The sequence below is a fragment of the Pseudomonas sp. 58 R 3 genome (genome assembly GCF_900006605.1).
GTDB classification, from domain to species: Bacteria; Pseudomonadota; Gammaproteobacteria; order Pseudomonadales; family Pseudomonadaceae; genus Aquipseudomonas; species Aquipseudomonas salomonii.
Genome location: NZ_CVTT01000056.1, coordinates 43,351 through 63,111, shown reverse-complemented (window position 1 = coordinate 63,111; position 19,761 = coordinate 43,351). Strand labels below are relative to the sequence as shown.

Below are 19,761 nucleotides of genomic sequence, written 5' to 3'. Positions count from 1 at the left end.
TGTCCCGTCCTGAATAAGGTTTACACCTTCTGACCCAATCTCAGGAAGGCGTAATGAATTCAGGAAAAAGGCGCAGTCAGCGTGACTACTCGCTGACCTTTAAATTGTCAGTCGTCGATCAGGTCGAAAAAGGCGAGTTGAGTTATAAAGAGGCTCAAGAGCGCTACGGCATCCAGGGCAAATCTACGGTGTTGAACTGGCTACGCAGGCATGGTCGACAGAACTGGAGTCAAAGCGCGTCCATTCGTACCAAGAGATCCCGTTCCATGGATGAGCCCGACAAGCCGCTGACGCCCGAACAGCGAATCAAAGAGCTTGAAGAGCAACTCGCTCAAGCCAATCAGAAAGCTCAGTTTTTCGAAGCCGTTGTTGATGTACTCAAGAATGACTTTGGTGTCTCTGTCGTAAAAAAGCGATCCGGCAAGCCCTCTCCCAAAGGAAAGTCCAAGACCTGAGTATCAGCCGGGCTTGCCAGTTCATCGGGATATCCCGCCAGGCATATTACAAACGCATTCGAGCATGTAATGCTCGAGCCCTCCAGGCTCAGAAGGTTATGGGGTTCGTGCACGAAAAGCGCCTCAGACAACCTAGGCTTGGAACCCGAAAGCTTCATAACCTCATGCATAGCGAGCCCGAAGCCCCGGTAAAGGTTGGTCGAGACTGCCTTTTCGACATTTTGCGGGATCGCAGAGAGTTGGTTCCTCGAAAGCGGGCCTATCACAAAACGACAAACAGTCATCATCGCTTTCACAGGCACCCCAACCTGCTCAAAGAAGGGCCATCACAGGTAGTTGCTACGGCGCCAGAACAAGTTTGGGTAGCCGATATCACCTACTTGCCCACTCAAACGGGCGTGGCCTATCTGAGCTTGGTGACTGACGCCTACTCTCGGAAGATCGTGGGGCATCATGTTCACGAAAGCTTGCACACGGAGTCTGTGATTCAGGCATTCAGTAAAGCCCTCAAGTGCAGAAAAACAGAGCAAAACCTTGTTCATCACTCAGATCGAGGCATCCAATACTGCTCCGAGCTTTATCAGCGGCTGCATGTAAAGCACGGTATCCGGTGTTCTATGACCGATGGTTACGACTGCTACCAAAATGCTTTGGCCGAACGAGTGAACGGGATTTTGAAAACCGAGTTTCTCTTGCATCGGCCCAAAGATGCGGCTGAAGCCGCGCGAATGGTGGATCAATCCGTGCATATCTATAACAGTGAGCGGCCACATCTATCGCTGAAATACAAAACGCCCGATGCGGTGCATCGGGCGTTTTGAGGCTGAAATAGGTGTAAACCTATGTCAGGACTGGACACCAGGGTTCACTGGTATTGCTGGTACGGGTTGCCCTGGAACTGGTTGTTCTGCTGCGGCGCCTGTTGTTGCTGCTGTTGACCAGGCTGGCCGTATTGCTGGCCGGGGATCGGGCCGAGGTTAACTTCTACGCGACGGTTCTGGGCACGGCCATTGACGTCAGCATTGCTGGCAATCGGGTTATCCGGGCCGGCACCACGGGCGCTCAGGTTGGTCGGGCTGACGCCTTGGGAAGTCAGGTAGTTGGCCACGCTCTGGGCACGACGCTGGGACAGGTCCATGTTCAACTGGCGGCTGCCCGTGCTGTCGGTGTAACCGACGATCTGGATAGTGTTCTGATTGAACTGCTTCAGAGAGCCAGCCAGGTTATTGAGCGGCGTGTAGAAGCTACTGGCGATGGCATCGGAGTTAGTCGCGAAAGTGATATTACCCGGCATGATCAACTTGATCTGGTCACCCTGGCGCTGCACCTCAACACCGGTGTTGGCCATGCTTTCACGCAGTTTCTTTTCCTGCTGGTCGGCGTAGTAGCCATAACCGGCGGCGCCCAGGCCTGCAATAGCACCACCGATCAGTGCGCCCTTGCCACGGTTGTTATGGTCGATGGCAGCACCCGCCAGGGCACCGGCCAGAGCACCCAGGCCGCCGTATTTGGCGGTTTTGCTGATGCCCCCTTCGGAACCATTGCTGGCCTGTCCCTGGCTGCCGTCATAAGGATTAGGTGAAGCGCAGCCGGACAACAAGGCTACGGCGGTGGCAACAACAAGAAGACGACGCGGAGTAAACATGAAGGGAGCTCCTACTTTTGCATTCTGTGGTGCAAAGGACATTGGCAATCGACCTGTGCGGAGTTTGGAACGCGACAAGCGGTAAAAATTCCGTGGCCGCGCCCCGCGCCAGAACAAACTACTGGCCGCTATCACCGCCAGGGAAACCGTAGCAGACGCAGGCTGAACGCGACCTGCGTTTTTTTGCTACTGCGGTGCTTGAGAGAGAACAGCGCCGGTAAACGAATTGCCAGGCGTACCCTCAAGCCCGCACAAACGGGTTCTCGCGCATCTCATCGCCCAAGCGGGTGTCCGGCCCATGCCCTGTCACCACGGTCGCGCCCTCATCCAGGGTGTACAACCGCTGCTTGATCGAGCGCACTATCGTCGCCTGGTCCCCGCCCCACAGGTCGGTACGCCCCACGCCGCGCTTGAACAAGGTGTCGCCGGCGATCAGCAGCTTGGCATCGGCAAACCAGAAGCTCATCGACCCCGGCGTGTGCCCCGGCGTATGCAGCGCCACCCCGCAACCACAGGCCAGCTCCTCGTCGTCCTCCAGCCAGCGGTCCGGCGACGGCACCGGCGTGTAGGGCACACGAAACATCTGGCATTGCATTTCCAGGTTATCCCAAAGAAATTGGTCTTCTTTGTGCAAATGCAGCGTGGCGCCGGTCTTCTCTTTCAACTGGCCGGACGCCAGGAAGTGATCAAGGTGAGCGTGAGTGTGGATAATGCTCACCACCTTGAGGCCCAGCGCATCGAGGCGCGCCAGGATCAGTTCGTGATTGCCGCCCGGGTCGACCACAATGGCTTTTTTGCTGATCGGGTCGCCGATGATCGTGCAGTTGCACTGCAACGGACCGACGGGGAAGGTTTCGCGGATCAGCACGGGTTTTTCGATATTCATGGGCGTTCCTGCAAGCTCTATGACACATTCCAGGCGCAGTATGGTGGAGCTTGCTCCGGATTCGAAGAGCCTCAACTGCTAAGCTACTCAAGCGCCATGGAACCCGCACCGCAGCGTCGCATTTGGAGCAAGACGTATGGCCAATTCTCGGATCATCTGCGAACACTGCGATTGCGTGTACGAAAAGGTCACGCTCGCCAAACATCAAAAAGCCCTGTGCATCCGTTGCGCAGGCGTGCTGCAGCGCTACAACGGGCTGTCGGTGCAACAACGCCTGGCACTGACCGTCACCGCAGCGGTGCTGTGGACCTTTGCCAATTTCTATCCGGTGATGAGCATCAGCCTGCAAGGCCTCAAAAACAGCGCGACCCTGTGGGACTCGGTGGTCGCGCTGAGCCTGGGGCCGATCACTTTTATTGCGCTGGTGGCGGCGATCTCGATCATCATCGCGCCGGTGTTTCAGTTGCTGTTGCTGATGTGGGTGCTGAGTTTCGCCCTGGCCGGCAAGCGCTCGCCAGCGTTCAAAGTGTGCATGCGCTGGCTGGAAGCGCTGAGGCCGTGGAGCATGCTCGAAGTCTGCCTGCTGGGTGCCATGGTTGCGGTGTTCAAGCTGGCGGGCATGCTCGACGTGATCCCCGGCACCGGCCTGTTCGCCCTCGCCGCCCTCGCCTTGTTGCTGATCCGCATCGCCGGGCGTGACGTACGCGACTTGTGGGACGCCGTATGAACTCGCCACCGACCGCCCGCGAACTCAACCTGTGCCTGTGCCATACCTGCGGCCAGCCGTGCGACATGCGCGACGAACCCAGCGAGTGCGAGCGCTGCGGTGCGCCGCTGCATCGGCGCAAACGCCACTCGCTGACCCGCACCTGGGCCTACATGCTCACGGCACTGGCGTTTTATATCCCGGCGAATTTATTGCCGGTGATGAACACTACGATGCTCGGTTCAGGCGCCGACAGCACCATCATGAGCGGTGTGCTGGAGTTCTGGCAGCATGGCGCCTGGGACATTGCCCTGATCATTTTCATTGCCAGCATTGCGGTGCCGGGCATCAAGTTTCTCTCGCTGACCCTGCTGCTGGTCACCGTGCAACGCAACAGCCAGTGGGCGCGCAAAGAGCGCTCGAAGCTGTTTCGGTTTGTCGAGCTGATCGGCTACTGGTCCATGCTCGATGTCATTGTGGTCGCGCTGGTGGCCGCGCTGGTGAAGTTCCAGGCGCTGGGCACCATCGAGCCACGTCTGGGCATTTTGTTTTTTGGTCTGGTGGTGGTGTTCACCATGCTCGCGGCCATGAGTTTCGACCCGCGCCTGATCTGGGAAAACCCACACAACGAGGAGATCTCGGATGAGTTCACACAACACTGACACGCCTGCCGGTTCACCGGCGATCAAAACACGGCGCTTCAGCGTTTCGCTGGTGTGGATCGTGCCGATCGTGGCGGTGCTGGTGGGCATCTCGCTGGTGGTGCACAACGTGCTGCAACAGGGCCCGGTCATCGTCCTCAACTTCAAGACCGGCAACGGCCTGGTCGCCAATAAAACCGAGGTCAAATACCGCAACGTGGTGATCGGCCAAGTCTCGGATGTGGCCTTGAGCGATGACCAGAAAAGTGTCAACGCCACCATCAAGCTGGCCAAACAGGCGGAAAGCTTCACCCGTGAAGACTCCAAGTTCTGGGTGGTACGCCCGCGCATCGGTGCCGGTGGCGTGTCCGGCATCGATACCTTGCTGTCCGGTGACTATATCGGCGCCGATATCGGCCAGTCCGATACGCGCGCCAAACAGTTCAAAGGCCTGGAAAACCCGCCGCCCATCACCTACGGCGAGCCGGGCACGCGCTTCACGTTGCATACCCAGGGCCTGGGCTCGCTGGATATCGGCTCGCCGGTGTACTACCGCAAGATCCCGGTGGGCCAGGTAGTGGCCTACGAGCTGGATGACGATGGCAAGGGCGTGAAGATCGAGGTTTTCGTGCATGCGCCCAATGATGTGTACGTCACCGAAAACACGCGTTTCTGGAATGCCAGCGGCATTGACCTGAGCGTGGGTGCCAATGGTTTCGCACTGAAAACCGAGTCCTTGTCATCGATGTTGGCCGGCGGCATCGCGTTCCAGGCGCCGCCCTACAGCCCCAACGACAAACCGGCCAACGAAGATCACACCTATGAACTGTTCGATGACCAGCAAAGCGCCCTCGCCCCGCCCAGCGGTCAAGGACAATACATGGCACTGCGTTTTGATCAGGCACTGCGTGGGCTCAAAGTGGGCGCGCCGGTGGAATTTCTTGGGGTCGAATTCGGCAAGGTGGTGTCGATCAACCTGGACTTCGATGCCAAAAAACGCAGCTTCCCGATCAACGTCGGCATCGTGATTTACCCGCAGTTGCTCGGCGAAGCCAACACCAAGCTGCTCAAGGCCACCAACCATGACCCCAACGATGAAGCGGGCGGCGTGCGCCTGATTGGCACCTTTATCGAAAACGGCCTGCGCGCCCAGGCCCGCAGCGGCAGCCTGCTGACCGGCCAGCTGTACATCGCTCTGGATTTTTTCCCGAAAGCCGACAAAGTCGCGTTTGACCCGAACCTGCGCCCGGTCAACATTCCGACCATCCCCGGCAATCTGGAACAGTTGCAGGAGAAGCTCGAAGGCATCGTCAACAAGGTCAACCAACTGCCGATCGAACGCATCGCCGGCAACCTCGACGGCAGCCTGGTGGAGTTGCGCAAAAGCCTTGCCCAGTTCAACGCCAAGACCCTGCCTGGCGTGCAGAGCACCCTGGGTGACGTGAGCAAGACCTTGCAGTCGGCCAACTCAACCCTGGCCGAAGACTCGCCGCAGCGTGAACAACTGACCCAGACCCTGGATGAACTGGCGCGCATGTCGCGCTCCTTGCGCGAACTGTCGGACTACCTGGGCCGGCATCCGGAATCGCTGATCCGCGGTCGCCCTGACAACGCCGCGCCAACAGACCTGCAAGGGCCACCGCGCAAATGACCATTGGAGCCGCCATGACCTTTCCCTTGAAACTCACCCTGGTCGCCGCGCTGGTGCTGCTCGCGGCCTGTCGCAGTGAGCCGATTGCCTTCCACACCCTGACCCCGGTGCACTGGACTAACAGCACTCAAGCACAGGCCAGCGATATTCGTATTGAAAGCATCAGCGTGCCGCCCCAGGTGGACCGCGCACAAATCGTGATTCGTCAGGGCGACAGTGGCGTGGCGATCCTTGAAACCCAGTGGTGGGCCGCAACCCTGGCCGATGAGCTCAAAAGTGCGCTGGTGGATCAACTGGCCAACAGTCATTCCCGGCAGCCCCTGTCGTTACGCGTTGAAGTGCAGCGATTCGACTCGGTGCCGGGTCAATATGCACTGCTCGACGTGCGCTGGCGCCTGCGGTCCACCAGTGGCGCAGATGTCGCACCGCTGACCTGCCGCACTACCTTGCAGACACCGGCAGGCCCGAGCATTGATGACCTGGTGGTGGCGCATCAGAACAACCTCAAGCGCTTTGCCGCGCTGGTCAGCAAAACCGCCGACACGTCGCTCAAAGCCTGCCCGACTGCGCCGTAGCGAGACCACTAAGGGTGTACTCGGTCAAATGTGGGAGCCAGCCCCACATAAGCCAGCTTCCACACACACCAGCGTCCACAGGAAAGCTGGCCCATTGTCAGGCCAGCAGCCCCATCGACTTGGCCCGCGCCACCGCTTGAGTCCGGCGCTCGACACCCAGCTTGCTGTTGATATGGCTGGCGTGGGTTTTCACGGTGTGCAGAGAAATAAACAGCTGATTGCTGATCTCCTGGTTCGAACATCCTTGGGCAATCAACTGCAGCACCGCCAGTTCACGTGCGCTCAAGGTTTCAAGATTGGGCAAGGCCTCAACCACCGCAGCCACCGGCAACAGCGCCAACAAGCTCTGGTTCAGTACACCATGAGCCTCCCGGCCAAGCTGCTCACGCATCCAGTCCGGGTAACTTTCCAGCAGCCGCTGAAAGGGTTGCAACGCCCCACCGGAGCCAGCCTCAAGGGCGCGGGCCAATGCCCGTCGGGCCTGGTCTTGCTGCCCACACTCCAGCAGCAACTGCACCTGCTGGGTCAGGGCCATCAAGGCAATCATTTGCCGCCCACTGTTATGCGCCTGCTGCGCCAGTGCTTCGAGCCGTTGCAACGCGGCGGCCGGCTGATGACGGGTGGCGTCCAACGCGGCCTGTTGCAGCCCGATATGTTGCGGCAAGTGCGGGTGAAATTCCGGCGCCGCCGCTGCGTGTTCACCGTTGTAGGTTTGCCCCAGCCGGGTTAACCAGGCTTCTGCCAGGTCTGTGCGGCCTTGAGCCAGCCACAGCTCGCATTTGATCAAGGTGATCATCGCCAGGTAGTAGATCGGCGGCACATCCCAGATGTGCATCAAGCGCTCAGCTTCGGCAAGCTCGGCAAACGCCGTGGGAAAATGCCCACGGCGCCCTTCAAAGTTGGCAATCACACAATGCCCGATCAGCACGCTGATATCCCGGCAGGCGCGGGCTTCGTTCAGACCCGCGCGTAGACGGACAAGGCCGGCCTCGGGCTGATAGCGCACCAGCAGCAGATAACCCTCGTACAGCGACAACCGCGCGCGCACCGCGTAGAGCCGCTGCGGCGCCAAGCCGTGCAGGCGTTGCAGGCCCTGGCGCACTTCGTCCAGGGAACGCAGGATTTCGCCGCGCGCCTGCAACACCCGCGCGCGATCGTAATGGGCCAACGCCTCGAACAGCGGGTTACCGACGCGCTGCGCCAGCTCCAGGGATTCGCGATTCAGGCCACGGGCACGCCACAAATCGGCATCGACGATGGCCAGGTTGGACAAGGTCGACAGGCACATCAGGCGCTGGCCATAACGTTTTTGCGGCAAGCTTTCCAACGCCTCGCTGCAATAACGCAGGGTCGACTCACGATCGCCTCGGCCACGGGCGATAATCCCGCTCAGCGCCAGCCATTGGGCCAGCATCGACTTTTGCGCAGTCGCCGACGGCGCCGGCAGGAAGCGGCTGAGGTAGCCGGACAGTTCTTCGGCCGCATCCAGCTGGCAGGCCAGCCCCAACGCCCAGCTGTAGAGCACGATCAAACGCGGCGTGCTGATCAGCAGGCTGTCGGGCAAGTCCATCTTCCAGCGCAGCAGCATGCCGACATTCTGCTCGGCCAGCAGTTGCTCCTCCGACAGGTTCTGCACCAGGTTCGCCGCCACATCCAGGTGGCCGGCGCGCAACGCCTGTTCCACCGCTTCATCGATCAAGCCCTGGGTGTTGAACCAGCGACAGGCACGCAGGTGCAGGCTGGCAATCGGCACGGTGGCACTGCTCGCACGGCGGGTACGCAACAGGTCGGAAAACAGATGGTGGTAGCGATACCAGTGGCCCTGCTCATCCAGCGGCACCAGAAACACTTGGTGGGCCTGCAAATAACCGAGGATATGCGCGCTGTCGTGGGCTTCGCGCACGGCGTCGCACAGCTCGCTGCAAAAACGATCCTGTGGGGCGGTGTCATACAGAAAGGCTTGAACGTCTGCCGGCAGGCAATCGATGACTTCTTCCAGCAGATAGTCGCGGATCAGCCCTTCGCCACCGTGCAAATGTTGTGGCAACGCAGCCTCATTGCCGGCTTCGGAAAGGGCCAGCAGCCAGAAGCGCAAGCCCGCCACCCAGCCCTCGCTGCGACGAATCAGGTTGTCCAGGGCTTCGCCGCGCAACGAGCTGCTGTGCCTGTCGAGTACCGCCAGCGATTCGTCGTGGGTCAGGCGCAGGTCTTGTTCATGCAGTTCCAGCAGGTGGCGCGAGAGCCGCAGCCGCGCCAGGTGCCAGTCCGGGCGCTGGCGGCTGGTGACCATGACCAGCAGCCCATCGGGTAGATGATTGAGGAAAAATTGCAGGCAGCGATCCAGCACCGGGCCCTGGGCCAGATGGTAGTCATCCAGCACCAGCAGCAATGGCGCTTGGGTGGACAGGTGCAGCGTCAGCTCGTCGAGCAAGCCGTCGAGCCATTCTTCAAAGGCAAAGGGTTGGTGACGCTGACGCATTTTCAGCAGGCCCAGGGATTGGCCACCCAGTTGCGGGAAGTATTGCTGCAAGCCGTCGAGCAAGCGCTCAAGGAAGCGGCCGGGGTCGTTATCCCGCGGGCTCAGGCCCAGCCACAGGCTTTGCCAATGCGTCGGCAGACTCTGGCAAAACTCCACCGCCAGCGAACTCTTGCCGAACCCGGCCGGGGCGCTCACCAGCAACAGTCGCCCTGCAAGGCCGGCACTCAGGCGTTCGCACAGGCGCGGGCGCAGCACATAGCCGTCAGGCAAAGGCGGCCTGTAGAAACGCGATTCCAGGGTCGGAATCACCGCGCTCGCAGGCCCTTGGATTCGGGACAGATCAGTCATCGCCGGGCTCTTGTAGAAGGCTGTTGTCGGCACTGCAGATGTCCGCAGACTAGCGGTAAAAGCGGCGGGTTTGTAGATTTTTGCGACATTTGCCTGAAAAAGAACTGCGACAAAAAATATCCCCACATAAAAAAGCCCCGAACCGGTCGGGGCTTCACGCTGAGGATGCGGCCTCAGTTAAAACAGCTTAGCGAACCCCATCCTGGCGCAAGGCCGCCGGGGAGAAGTCTGCGGTGGAGGCGGTGAAACCGAAGTCATAGGCCTGCTTCTCTTCGTTCTTCATGCCCAGGGCCAGGTAGCGGCCGGACTGCAGGTCGTAGAGGGTTTCGATGGCGTACCACGGCACTTGCTTGTCGTAGTAGTTCTCGGCATGAGCTTCGGCGACGCGCCACAGTTGGCCGCGACCGTCGTAGTGGTCGATGACCGCTGCTTGCCAGGTGTCTTCGTCGATGAAGAAGTCACGCTTGGCATAGATGTGGCGCTGGCCTTCCTTCAGGGTCGCGACCACGTGCCAGACGCGGCGCAGCTCATAGCGCGCCAGGTCCTGGTTGATGTGGCCGGCCTTGATGATGTCGGCGTACTTGAGCTTCGGATCGTCGATCTTGTAGCTGTTGGAGGCGATGTAGATTTCTTTCTTGCCTTCAAGCTTCCAGTCGTAGCGGTCCGGTGCGCCGTTGTACATGTCGAGGTTGTCGGAGGTACGCAGGCCATCGGCAGCAGTACCCGGCCCGTCATAGGACACTTGCGGCGCCCGGCGCACACGGCGCTGGCCGGCGTTGTAGACCCATGCCGAACGCGGCTCCTTAACCTGGTCCAGGGTTTCATGCACCAGCAGTACACCACCGGCCAGACGCGCCGGTGCGGTGACTTGCTGCTTGAAGTAGAACAGCACGTTGCCCGGGTTTTTCGGGTCGTAGTCCTTCATCTTGTCGCGGAACACGAACTGATCGCGGAAGTACACCAGGCTGAACGAGCCGTTGGTTTGCGGCGTGGCCTGGGTCACCAGGCGGGTCACGCTGCCGCCGCGATAGCGGGTGATGTGGTTCCAGATGACTTCCACGCCGCTTTTCGGAATCGGGAACGGAACCGCGGTTTCGAAGTTTTCCAGGCCGTTACCGCCGGACACCAGGTTGGTGTTGGTGGCGTTCTTCTTGATCGAGGCAAACACATCGGCCGGCACGGTAGCGCCACGATGGGTCGGGTACACGGGCATCTTGAAGGTGTCCGGGTAGCGCTTGAACATCGCGTACTGCCCCGGCGCCAGCTTGTCCTTGTACTGCTCGACGTTCTGCGCGGTGATGGTGAACTGCGGCTGTTCGCTGGCATACGGGTTGGCCAGGAAGCCACGGGCATCCACGGCGCCGGCATTGGTCGGCAGCGGCGACCATTTAGGGATGGTGCCGGCTGCGTTACCAGCCATTTCGGCGCCCATCGGCGTCAGGGTCGTGCCCAACTTGGCGGCTTCATCCGCCGAGACTGCCGCCATGACGTTGCTCGCCAGGATCGACAGCCCAAGCACACCCACGTGCAACAGACTTCTAGTTATTTTCATGTTCTGGTTCTTCCTGAAAACAGACTGCTTAAAGAGGTTGTGCCTAGAAGTTCACGCCGGCGCTCAGCGCGATGAAGTCACGGTCATCCACGGTGGTGAACTTGCCACCAAAGAAGTTGGTGTAGTTGAGGCCGACGGTGTAGGTGTTCTGGTACTCGGCATCCACACCCAGGCTGACGGCCTTGCGACCTTCTTCAAAGTTGCCGCCAGGGCCAGGCGAGTAACCTTTGACGTCATGGGACCAGGCTACGTTGGGCTTGAGGTTCACGCCGGCAAACACATCCGGGTATTCCCAGATGGCCCGGGCGCGATAACCCCAGGACGTGGCGGTGGTGTAGCCATCATTGTTGCAGTTGGTGTTCAGGCCGGACGCATTTGGCAGGCCTGCGCCGTTGGCTGTCGAATTGTTAAGCGCATTGCAGAAGCCGCCGGGCAGCGTGCCAGGGCCAAAGACCGGATCACGGCCGTAACGTGCCTGGTTTTTGCTCTCCAGGCCGCCGACGTGGGTCACACCGATTTCACCCACGGTGGTCAGGCGGGTGGCGCCCATGACCTGGTCGAAGAAGTGCGTGAAGGTGGTCTGGAACTGGGTCACTTCCTTGCGGTTGTAGCCGTGCAGGTCCTGGCCCGGTGTGCCCTTGAGCACCGACGCATTGCCAAAGCCCGGAATCGGCGTGACGCCCGCGTACAGGATATCGGTGGTGCTCAGTTGTACCGGCGCGTTTGGCCGGTAGCTCAGTTCACCACTCCAGGCGGTGCCGGTAGGCAACGTGGTGGAGAAGCTCAAACCGTAGAGGCGGATATCTTCCGGGTACTCGACGAAGTACTGGGAGCTGCCTGCCACGATCAATGGCCGCAAGGCCGCCAGCGGCCCCAGCGGACGGGTGAAGGCCGAGTTTGGCGCACCGGTGGCGCTGAAGATCGGCGCACGGCTGTGGTAGTTCATGAAGTACGCACCGAACTCCGTGTCCAGCGGCTCGAAGTTGTAGTGCATGGCCACGCCGAACTGGCCGCTGTCGCGTGCATCACGGTCACCGCCGCGACGTACCAGCACCCCTTCGTTGTTCACATCCACGCCCAGGGCGTTAAGGGTCGGCAAGGCCGCGCCAGGGATGGTGGAGCGCTTGTTCAGCACCCGCAGGTTATTGCTGCAACCATCCGAGATGACGTCCGGCTGGGAGAAGAATGTGCCGCAGTTATCGGTGACGGTCTGGTCCCATTCGAGCTGGTAGAACGCTTCGGCCGAGAGGTTATCGGTCAGGGTTTGCGACACGTAGAACATGTTGACCGGAATCAAGCCTTCCTTGATTTCGGCGCCCGGACGACGGAACGCAGACACGTCGATCGGGTTGATGGAGTTGATACCGCCACCAATGAAGGTGCTTTCACCCCAGCTCACCACCTGTTTACCAAACCGCACGTTACCCGGCTGATCGGCGATGGTGTAGTTGTGGTAGATGAAGGCATCGAGGATCTGCCCGCCGGAAGACTTGGCGCCCTCTTTGCGGTTGTTGTTGCTGACGTTCTTGAAGTCCAGGTCTTCGTTTTGCAGCGCGAAGTCATACCAGTACTTGCCACGCACAAAGATGCCGGTGTCGCCGTATTTCAACTCGAGGTCATGGATACCCTTGAAGATCTTCGAGAAGGAATCACCCTTGTCAAAGTTCAAGTGGCCGTCATCGGAGGTCTGCGATAACCCCCTGCCACCGTTGTTGGCACCGATCAGGTCTTTATTGCGACCGGCAGTCGACCAGCTCGCCCCCACCGACAGGGATGAGTCGAAGCTGCCTTCGATTTCACCGATGTTGAAACTGACGCCGAATGCAGGCCCGGCGAGCGTAGAAGCGAGACTGACGGCCAGGGGCAGTCTTGCCCGGCGCCAGAACTGGTTTACTGAGGTCATCGACGCTACTCCATGTGCATTATTGTTATGGCAGTGAGTTCTTTCGTCTGGATGCATGTAACGGCCGGAATACAACGACTCCAATGCCGAACGGCAACCGGGCCCCCATGGCCCGCAGCGCAACATCCGTGAAAAACTCTGAGTGGGACTATAGCCAGCAGGGGGTACCGCTTGATCCCTCTAAAGTGTGATTTGCATCACCAACCCGTCTGCCACAGTCCTTTCGCCACGCCGACGAAGGCCGGCGAGGCAAGGATGGCTGAAAATCCCAAAATCACAAGTGAAGCCACGAGTTAGAGCATTGCCGCGCCCGAACGGGCGCGGCGAAGGGGGTCAGAGCGTGGACAGGAACGTGCTGTTGTTGGCCTGCCATTCGATGATGTCAACGCGGATACGTTTTTTGTCGAGTTTGCCGACACTGGTCTTGGGAATTTCGGTAACAACGGCGATCTGGCTTGGAATCGCCCACTTGCTCAAGTGACCCAGTTCGACAAACGGCTTGAGATGCTCTTTGAGCTCGCGGGCACCTATCACATGGCCATCACGCACCACCAGCAACGCAAACGGGCGCTCGCCCCACTGTGGGTCGGCGATGCCCACCACCGCTACTTCGCGTACCGCCGGGTGACGGCTGACCAAATCTTCGAGGGCCAATGACGAGATCCACTCGCCGCCGGTCTTGATCACGTCCTTGATGCGATCGCGAATATCGATCACCCCAAACGCGTCCAGCGTGGCCACGTCGCCGGTGTGCATCCAGCCGCCTTCCCACAGCTCGGCGCCCTTTTGCGGCTCGTTGAAATACCCTTCGCTGAGCCACGGTGCACGCAGCACCAGCTCGCCCTGGGACTCGCCGTCGGCGGGCAAGAAGTTGCCGTTGCCGTCGATAATTGCCGCTTCCACCAACGGCCCGGGCACGCCGGCCTTGATGCGGTAGGTGGTGCGCTCGTCCTCGGTGCCCGCCATCAACTCTTCGTTGAGGTGAGCGCAGGACACCAGCGGCCCGGTCTCGGACATGCCATACGCGGCCGTCAGTTGAATGCCCCGCGCCTTGGACGCTTCATACAACGTGCGGTTGAGCGCGCTGCCGCCGATGACGATTTTCCAGCCGCCAAAATCCACATTCTGGGCGGCCTTGGCATTGAGCACCATTTGCAGGATGGTCGGCACGCAGTGGGAGAAGGTGACCTTCTCCTTGCGCCACAGCTCCACCAGGTATTCCGGGTCGTAGCGGCCGGGGTAGACCTGTTTCAAGCCAAGCATGGTTGCCACATACGGCAGGCCCCAGGCGTGCACGTGGAACATCGGCGTGATCGGCATGTACACGTCGTTGGTGCCCAGCAGGCGCACGCTGTCGACGCTGCCCATGATGGTCGCCACACCGATGGTGTGCAGCACCAACTGGCGGTGGGTGAAATACACGCCTTTGGGGTTGCCGGTGGTGCCGGTGGTGTAGAAGGTGGTGGCGACGGAATTTTCGTCGAAGTCCTGGAAGTCGTACTTGGGGCCGGCGGCCGCCAGCAGGGTTTCGTACTCACCAACCAGGTTCGGCAGCTCGGCGGTCCTGGCCTCACCGTCGGTGAGCAGCAGGGTTTTGTCGACCGTGGTCAGTTGCCCGGCAATCGCCTGGTAGAGCCCCACGAACTCGCTGTTGACCAGCACAAAGCGGTCTTCGGCGTGGTTCATGGTGTAGAGAATCTGTTCCGGCGACAGACGCACGTTGATGGTGTGGATCACCGCGCCGATCATCGGGATGGCGAACATGCACTCCAGGTAACGGTGGCTGTCCCAGTCCATCACGGCAACCGTGTCACCGGCCTTGACCCCGGCTTCAGTCAGCACATTGGCCAGCCGTGCGACCCGCTCGATCAGGGTTGGGTAGGTATAGCGCAGCTTGTCGCGATAGATGATTTCCCGGGTTTTCTCGTAACGCGCCCCGGACATCAGCAGGCGTTTGATCAACAGCGGGTATTGGTAAGCGCCTTCGGCGGGCGGGATAACACGGGTCTGCAACATACGAATCCCTTATCTGACTGCACGGTCTTGGCTAAGACCTGCACTGTAGAGCGCTAATGTTTCAGCCAAATCAGCCAAAGGAATGATTTGCAGCGGCCAATGAATGCTAGCTTTGCGCCAGCATCCAGGATTTACATAGATCGAAATGTGGGAGCGGGCTTGCTCGCGAAAGCGCTGGGTCAGCCAACTTTTCAGCCACTGATACACCGCCTTCGCGAGCAAGCCCGCTCCCACATTTTGTCCGTGCCCACTCAGGTACAGCGTTATTTCATGCTGGTAAACGCCAACTTCACGCCAATGGCAATCAGCACCGCGCCCATGGTCCGATCAAACCAATGCCCCATCCGCGCAAAGCCGGCACGTACGCGCTGCTGGCTGAACAACATGGCCACCAGACAAAACCACAACGCCGTCGCCACCGCCAGGTACACACCGTAACCGGCCTGGATCGCCAGCGGCGTGTGCGGGTTGATCACCACCGTGAACAACGACAGGAAAAACAGTGTGGCCTTGGGGTTCAAGCCATTGGTCACAAACCCTGCGGTAAACGCCCCGCGTGGGGTGCGCTCGCCGACTTCAGGGTGCAACTCGCCCTCCGCGGGCGGCTTGGCCGGCTGCGCGCGCAGGGCCTTGAAACCGATGTACAGCAGGTACGCAGCGGCGGCCCACTTCAGCGCGTTGAACAGCACAATGGACTGCGACACGATCAAGCCGATGCCCAGCAGCGAGTACCCCACGTGCAGGAAAATCGCCGAGCCCACGCCCAGCGCGGTCCAGGTGCCGGCGCGACGGCCATGGGTCACACTTTCACGCACCACCACGGCGAAATCCGGGCCGGGGCTGGCCACCGCCAACAAGTGAATCAAGGCTACGGTCAAAAACTCGGCGACGTACATGCTCACTCCATTAAGTAACTGATTATTTCATCTGATAGGCTCGGCAGATTACGCCTTCGAACCTCGTCGCAAAAGGTACAGTTGAGAATGAACAATCGCCGCGCCGTCTTCCTTGATCACCCGTCCCTGGACCTGGGCGACCTCGACCTCAGCGAACTGCGCAACCGCTTCAGTGACTTGCAGTTGTTCACCGACACCACGCCGCAGAATGTGCTTGAACGCGTGCAAGGCGCCCAGGTGGTGATCAGTAACAAGATCCTCCTCAACGCGCAAACCCTGGCGGCCTGCCCTGAGCTCAAGCTGATCCTGGTGTCGGCCACCGGCACCAACAATGTCGACCTCGACGCCGCCCGCGCCCACGGCATTACCGTGAGCAATTGCCACGGCTACGGTACGCCGTCGGTGGCGCAGCACACGATCATGCTGCTGCTCAACCTGGCGACGCGCTTGAAGGACTATCAACTGGATGTGGCGGCAGGCAAATGGCAACAGGCCAGGCAGTTCTGCCTGCTGGACTACCCGATTGTCGAGCTGGAAGGCAAAACCCTCGGCCTGCTCGGCCATGGTGAACTGGGCGGCGCGGTGGCACGCCTGGCCGAAGCCTTCGGCATGCGCGTGGTGCTCGGCGCCATTCCCGGGCGCCCTGCCCGCGCCGACCGCGTGCCGCTGGATGAACTGCTCGCACAGGTCGACGCACTGACCTTGCACTGCCCGCTCAATGAACACACGCGCGACTTCATCGGCGCCCGCGAACTGGCGCTGCTCAAACCGGGCGCGTTTATCGTCAACACCGCGCGCGGTGGTTTGATCAACGAACAGGCGCTGGCAGATGCCTTGCGCAGCGGCCATTTGGGCGGCGCGGCCACCGACGTACTGAGCGTCGAACCGCCCGTGAATGGCAACCCGCTGCTGGCCGGCGACATTCCTCGCTTGATCGTTACCCCCCACAATGCCTGGGGCAGTCGCGAAGCGCGCCAGCGTATCGTCGGCCAACTGGCTGAAAACGCCCGAGGCTTTTTCAGCGGTGCCCCGCTGCGCGTCGTCAGTTGATAAACTGCGCCCCTTTTCAAGGAGCAGACTATGGATCCGCGCAGTGAAGTACTGCTTCGTCAGGCCGAACTTTTTCAAGGCAACCTGCTGCTGGTAGGTTTGCCTGCCGACGACTTGCTCGGCCCCCTGCCCAATGCCCACGGCTGGAGCTGGCATGCCGGCGACCAGGCCGCACTGGATGCGCGCTTTCCCGAGCGCAGCCAGTTCGGCGTGAACGTGCCCGAACGCGGGTTTGATGCGGCGGTGATTTTCCTTCCAAAATCCAAAGACCTCACCGACTACCTGCTCAACGCCGTGGCCGCACGCTTGCCCGGCGCCGAGCTGTTTCTGGTCGGGGAAAAAAAGGGCGGCATCGAAAGCGCCGCCAAGCAGATGATCCCGTTCGGCAAGCCGCGCAAGCTCGACAACGCGCGGCACTGCCAACTGTGGCAAGTCACCGTGGCCAACGCTCCGCAGGCGGTCGCGTTGGAAAGCCTGGCGCAAGTCTTCGAGGTGCCGCTGGCCGAAGGGCCGCTGAAGGTGGTGAGCCTGCCCGGCGTGTTCAGCCATGGCCGCCTGGATCGCGGCACCGAGCTGCTGCTGGCGCATCTGGATAAGCTGCCGAGCGGGCATCTGCTCGACTTTGGTTGCGGCGCCGGCGTGCTTGGGGCGGCGGTCAAACGCCGCTACCCGCATAACAGCGTGACGATGCTCGACGTGGACGCCTTCGCCGCCGCCAGCAGTCGCCTGACCCTGGCAGCCAATGGTCTGGAAGCCGAGGTGTTGACCGGTGATGGCATCGACGCCGCGCCGATGGGTTTGAACGCGATTTTGAGCAACCCGCCGTTCCATGTCGGTGTGCACACGGATTATTTCGCCACGGAGAACTTGCTGCGAAAAGCGGCGAAACACCTGGCAAAAGGTGGCGAACTTCGCTTAGTCGCCAACAGCTTCCTCAAGTACCAACCGCTGATCGAAGAGCATCTGGGCGTGTGTGCGGTGAAGGCCGAAGGCAATGGTTTTCGCATTTATCGTGCCAAACGCGGCTGATGGCGATTTGAAAAAGAACGCTTGCCGAATGGGTTTTGCCTTGGCAGAATCCGCTCCGTCCTAGGGGAGTAGTCTCCCACGAGCCTCACGCTCGTCCGGCATACGTCAACATACTTGGTCAGCAGACCATGGCGTATGCGACCCAGGAGTCCGCACAGACGGACCGGGGTTTGACAAGACCTATGACACGCACACCTTACCCGGGGCGGGAAGGCTGTACGTGTCATAGCCGTGTCGACCCGCCCCTGGAAACCTACCTGATGCTGGATTCATTACTCGTTCCTACCGCAATCGTTGCCTTGGCCGAAATCGGCGACAAGACGCAACTGCTCGCGCTCATCCTTGCCGCACGCTTTCGCAAACCCTGGCCGATCATCGCCGGCATTGTCGCCGCGACTCTGGCCAACCATGCGGCCGCCGGTGCCGTAGGGGCCTGGTTCGGCAGTTTCTTCTCGGATGCGGTGTTGCACTGGATCCTCGCAGCGAGCTTCTGTGCCACCGCGCTGTGGACTTTGGTGCCGGACAAACTCGACGATGACGAAGCCAGTACCACGCGCAAATTCGGGCCGTTCCTGACCACGCTGATTGCGTTCTTCCTCGCCGAAATCGGTGACAAGACCCAGATCGCCACGGTGATGCTGGCGGCGCAGTACCCGGAGTTGTGGCTGGTGATTATCGGCACCACGCTGGGCATGCTGATTGCCAACGTGCCGGTGGTATTGGCGGGTAATTTTGCGGCGGAAAAACTGCCGCTGACCTTGATTCGTCGACTGGCGGCTACGGCGTTTTTCGTCCTGGCGGTGGTGGCGGTGTACAAGGCCATGCAAAGCAGCGGCTGGATCTAAAGCTGTAAACCCCAACCAATGTGGGAGGGGGCTTGCTCGCGAAAGCGGTGTGTCAGTCGGTAAATATTTGACTGAACTGACGCCTTCGCGAGCAAGCCCGCTCCCACATGTGGATCTTCACAAGTCCTGGAATATCAGGATTTTTTGGCCTGCTGGTAAAGCGGCATCACCTTCGGAATCGCCGCCTGCAACGAGGCGATTCGGCTGTCGGAAGCCGGGTGAGTGCTCATGAACTCCGGCGGCGCGCCTTCCGACGCCTTGGCCATCTTGTTCCACAAGGTGATCGCGGCATTCGGGTTGTAGCCGGCGCGGGCCGATAGCTCGAGGCCGATCAGGTCGGCTTCGTTTTCATTGGCGCGACTGTTAGGCAAGGTCATACCGTAGTTGGCCACGGTATCGGCCAACGCCAGGCTGTCCTGGCCCAGGCCGAACAACGCACCGGCGCCCTGCTTGGCCATCTCGATGCCATACGCCTTGGACATGGCCTCACGCCCGTGTTCACGCAAGGCGTGGGCGATTTCATGACCCATCACGGCGGCCAGCTCGTCGTCGGTGAGCTTGAGCTTGTCGATCAACCCGCTGTACACAAAGATCTTGCCGCCAGGCCCGCAGTTGGCGTTCATCTCATCGCTTTTGATCAGGTTCACTTCCCACTTCCACTGCGCCGCATCCGGGCGGAAAGTCGGCGCCTGGGCGATCAGACGGTTGGCGATGGCCTGCACGCGCTTGGCGTTGGCACTGGTCTTGTCGAGCATGCCCTTGCCGCTCGCCTCGCCCAGCGTCTGCTGGTAGGACTGGGCATACATCTGGTCGACTTCCTGGCTCGACAGCATGCTGAACATGTACTGCTTGCGCTCCACGCCAACGGCACCGCCGCTGGTGGTGTTAACCGACTGGCAACCTGCCAGCAGCATCGCTGCGCTGAGTACGCTTACTGCCAATGACTTTTTCATGACGCTCTCCCTGAAACCTGGTGCGTATCCTAGGCGGTCATTTGTATCAACGCCAGATACACGCGACGTTTAACCACTAACTTTCAGATACATCCCACACCCCCACAGCGGCGGCGAACAGCTCGTTTGCG

At 60.4% G+C, this 19,761-nt stretch carries 16 protein-coding genes and 1 riboswitch; of the genes, 8 read left to right on the top strand and 8 right to left on the bottom strand.

Annotated elements, in window-relative coordinates; all coding sequences use genetic code 11:
- Positions 1–53 precede the first annotated feature (53 nt).
- Positions 54–1,276, top strand: a protein-coding gene (locus BFP92_RS16230; RefSeq protein ID WP_122527355.1) for an IS3 family transposase whose coding sequence is annotated in 2 segments (ribosomal slippage) — positions 54–405 and positions 405–1,276 — 1,224 coding nt in all. Because the reading frame shifts where the segments join, the coding sequence is not laid out codon by codon here.
- Positions 1,277–1,320: 44 nt separating this feature from the next.
- On the opposite strand, the gene BFP92_RS16225 is transcribed toward BFP92_RS16230, so the two are convergent.
- Positions 1,321–2,100: a YiaD family glycine zipper/OmpA-like lipoprotein gene (locus BFP92_RS16225; RefSeq protein ID WP_056858988.1), complete on the bottom strand. Its 780-nt coding sequence runs from the start codon at positions 2,098–2,100 to the stop codon at positions 1,321–1,323.
- A gap of 241 nt (positions 2,101–2,341) precedes the next feature.
- Positions 2,342–2,986, bottom strand: coding sequence for an MBL fold metallo-hydrolase (locus BFP92_RS16220; RefSeq protein ID WP_056858989.1), 645 nt, complete (start codon positions 2,984–2,986; stop codon positions 2,342–2,344).
- Between the two features lie 136 nt (positions 2,987–3,122).
- On the opposite strand from BFP92_RS16220, the gene BFP92_RS16215 reads away from it, so the two are divergent.
- The 4 genes from BFP92_RS16215 to BFP92_RS16200 are packed head-to-tail and all read left to right on the top strand — an operon-like array spanning position 3,123 to position 6,559.
- Positions 3,123–3,713 (top strand): paraquat-inducible protein A, encoded by a 591-nt coding sequence (locus BFP92_RS16215; protein WP_065930311.1) that lies wholly within the window; start codon positions 3,123–3,125, stop codon positions 3,711–3,713.
- A complete protein-coding gene (locus tag BFP92_RS16210; RefSeq protein WP_065930310.1) occupies positions 3,710–4,354 on the top strand; it encodes a paraquat-inducible protein A in 645 nt (214 codons plus the stop codon). The genes BFP92_RS16215 and BFP92_RS16210 overlap by 4 nt, the downstream gene beginning before the upstream one ends.
- The gene (locus tag BFP92_RS16205) at positions 4,335–5,984 is read left to right on the top strand and encodes a PqiB family protein (protein ID WP_065930309.1); all 1,650 of its coding nucleotides are present in this window, start codon (positions 4,335–4,337) and stop codon (positions 5,982–5,984) included. Before BFP92_RS16210 ends, BFP92_RS16205 begins: the two co-directional genes overlap by 20 nt.
- A gap of 14 nt (positions 5,985–5,998) precedes the next feature.
- Positions 5,999–6,559: a PqiC family protein gene (locus tag BFP92_RS16200; protein WP_065930308.1), complete on the top strand. Its 561-nt coding sequence runs from the start codon at positions 5,999–6,001 to the stop codon at positions 6,557–6,559.
- Positions 6,560–6,656: 97 nt separating this feature from the next.
- Here the strand turns inward: BFP92_RS16200 and BFP92_RS16195 are convergent, their stop codons facing one another.
- From BFP92_RS16195 to BFP92_RS16175, 5 genes are all read right to left on the bottom strand, one after another.
- Positions 6,657–9,386: a winged helix-turn-helix domain-containing protein gene (locus tag BFP92_RS16195; protein WP_065930307.1), complete on the bottom strand. Its 2,730-nt coding sequence runs from the start codon at positions 9,384–9,386 to the stop codon at positions 6,657–6,659.
- A 187-nt stretch (positions 9,387–9,573) separates the two neighbouring features.
- Positions 9,574–10,938, bottom strand: a complete 1,365-nt coding sequence (locus tag BFP92_RS16190; protein ID WP_058419333.1) for a DUF1329 domain-containing protein — start codon at positions 10,936–10,938, stop codon at positions 9,574–9,576.
- A gap of 43 nt (positions 10,939–10,981) precedes the next feature.
- On the bottom strand, positions 10,982–12,841 hold the full coding sequence (locus BFP92_RS16185) for a DUF1302 domain-containing protein (protein WP_065930306.1): 1,860 nt from the start codon (positions 12,839–12,841) through the stop codon (positions 10,982–10,984).
- Positions 12,842–13,174: 333 nt separating this feature from the next.
- On the bottom strand, positions 13,175–14,857 hold the full coding sequence (locus BFP92_RS16180) for a fatty acid--CoA ligase (protein ID WP_065930305.1): 1,683 nt from the start codon (positions 14,855–14,857) through the stop codon (positions 13,175–13,177).
- 263 nt (positions 14,858–15,120) lie between these two features.
- Positions 15,121–15,753: a LysE family translocator gene (locus BFP92_RS16175; RefSeq protein WP_065930304.1), complete on the bottom strand. Its 633-nt coding sequence runs from the start codon at positions 15,751–15,753 to the stop codon at positions 15,121–15,123.
- 87 nt (positions 15,754–15,840) lie between these two features.
- Here BFP92_RS16175 and BFP92_RS16170 point away from each other — a divergent pair, with 87 nt between their 5' ends.
- From BFP92_RS16170 to BFP92_RS16160, 3 genes are all read left to right on the top strand, one after another.
- Positions 15,841–16,803: a 2-hydroxyacid dehydrogenase gene (locus BFP92_RS16170; RefSeq protein WP_065930303.1), complete on the top strand. Its 963-nt coding sequence runs from the start codon at positions 15,841–15,843 to the stop codon at positions 16,801–16,803.
- 30 nt (positions 16,804–16,833) lie between these two features.
- Positions 16,834–17,832 carry a class I SAM-dependent methyltransferase gene (locus tag BFP92_RS16165; protein ID WP_065930302.1) on the top strand — a complete coding sequence of 333 codons (999 nt, stop codon included), beginning with the start codon at positions 16,834–16,836 and terminating at the stop codon, positions 17,830–17,832.
- Between the two features lie 51 nt (positions 17,833–17,883).
- A riboswitch (yybP-ykoY riboswitch) is annotated at positions 17,884–18,003 on the top strand.
- An 89-nt stretch (positions 18,004–18,092) separates the two neighbouring features.
- Positions 18,093–18,677: a TMEM165/GDT1 family protein gene (locus tag BFP92_RS16160; RefSeq protein WP_016974259.1), complete on the top strand. Its 585-nt coding sequence runs from the start codon at positions 18,093–18,095 to the stop codon at positions 18,675–18,677.
- Between the two features lie 134 nt (positions 18,678–18,811).
- On the opposite strand, the gene BFP92_RS16155 is transcribed toward BFP92_RS16160, so the two are convergent.
- Positions 18,812–19,630, bottom strand: coding sequence for a M48 family metallopeptidase (locus tag BFP92_RS16155; protein ID WP_065930301.1), 819 nt, complete (start codon positions 19,628–19,630; stop codon positions 18,812–18,814).
- Positions 19,631–19,761 lie beyond the last annotated feature (131 nt).

Excerpts from the sequence above, each read along its gene's own strand:
- BFP92_RS16195 (WP_065930307.1), bottom strand. The coding sequence starts at position 9,386 with ATGACTGATCTGTCCCGAATCCAAGGGCCTGCGAGCGCGGTGATTCCG.
- BFP92_RS16175 (WP_065930304.1), bottom strand. The coding sequence starts at position 15,753 with ATGTACGTCGCCGAGTTTTTGACCGTAGCCTTGATTCACTTGTTGGCG.
- BFP92_RS16215 (WP_065930311.1), top strand. The coding sequence starts at position 3,123 with ATGGCCAATTCTCGGATCATCTGCGAACACTGCGATTGCGTGTACGAA.
- BFP92_RS16225 (WP_056858988.1), bottom strand. The coding sequence starts at position 2,100 with ATGTTTACTCCGCGTCGTCTTCTTGTTGTTGCCACCGCCGTAGCCTTG.
- BFP92_RS16200 (WP_065930308.1), top strand. The coding sequence starts at position 5,999 with ATGACCTTTCCCTTGAAACTCACCCTGGTCGCCGCGCTGGTGCTGCTC.
- BFP92_RS16205 (WP_065930309.1), top strand. The coding sequence starts at position 4,335 with ATGAGTTCACACAACACTGACACGCCTGCCGGTTCACCGGCGATCAAA.
- BFP92_RS16180 (WP_065930305.1), bottom strand. The coding sequence starts at position 14,857 with ATGTTGCAGACCCGTGTTATCCCGCCCGCCGAAGGCGCTTACCAATAC.
- BFP92_RS16190 (WP_058419333.1), bottom strand. The coding sequence starts at position 10,938 with ATGAAAATAACTAGAAGTCTGTTGCACGTGGGTGTGCTTGGGCTGTCG.
- BFP92_RS16220 (WP_056858989.1), bottom strand. The coding sequence starts at position 2,986 with ATGAATATCGAAAAACCCGTGCTGATCCGCGAAACCTTCCCCGTCGGT.
- BFP92_RS16210 (WP_065930310.1), top strand. The coding sequence starts at position 3,710 with ATGAACTCGCCACCGACCGCCCGCGAACTCAACCTGTGCCTGTGCCAT.
- BFP92_RS16185 (WP_065930306.1), bottom strand. The coding sequence starts at position 12,841 with ATGACCTCAGTAAACCAGTTCTGGCGCCGGGCAAGACTGCCCCTGGCC.
- BFP92_RS16170 (WP_065930303.1), top strand. The coding sequence starts at position 15,841 with ATGAACAATCGCCGCGCCGTCTTCCTTGATCACCCGTCCCTGGACCTG.
- BFP92_RS16160 (WP_016974259.1), top strand. The coding sequence starts at position 18,093 with ATGCTGGATTCATTACTCGTTCCTACCGCAATCGTTGCCTTGGCCGAA.
- BFP92_RS16165 (WP_065930302.1), top strand. The coding sequence starts at position 16,834 with ATGGATCCGCGCAGTGAAGTACTGCTTCGTCAGGCCGAACTTTTTCAA.
- BFP92_RS16155 (WP_065930301.1), bottom strand. The coding sequence starts at position 19,630 with ATGAAAAAGTCATTGGCAGTAAGCGTACTCAGCGCAGCGATGCTGCTG.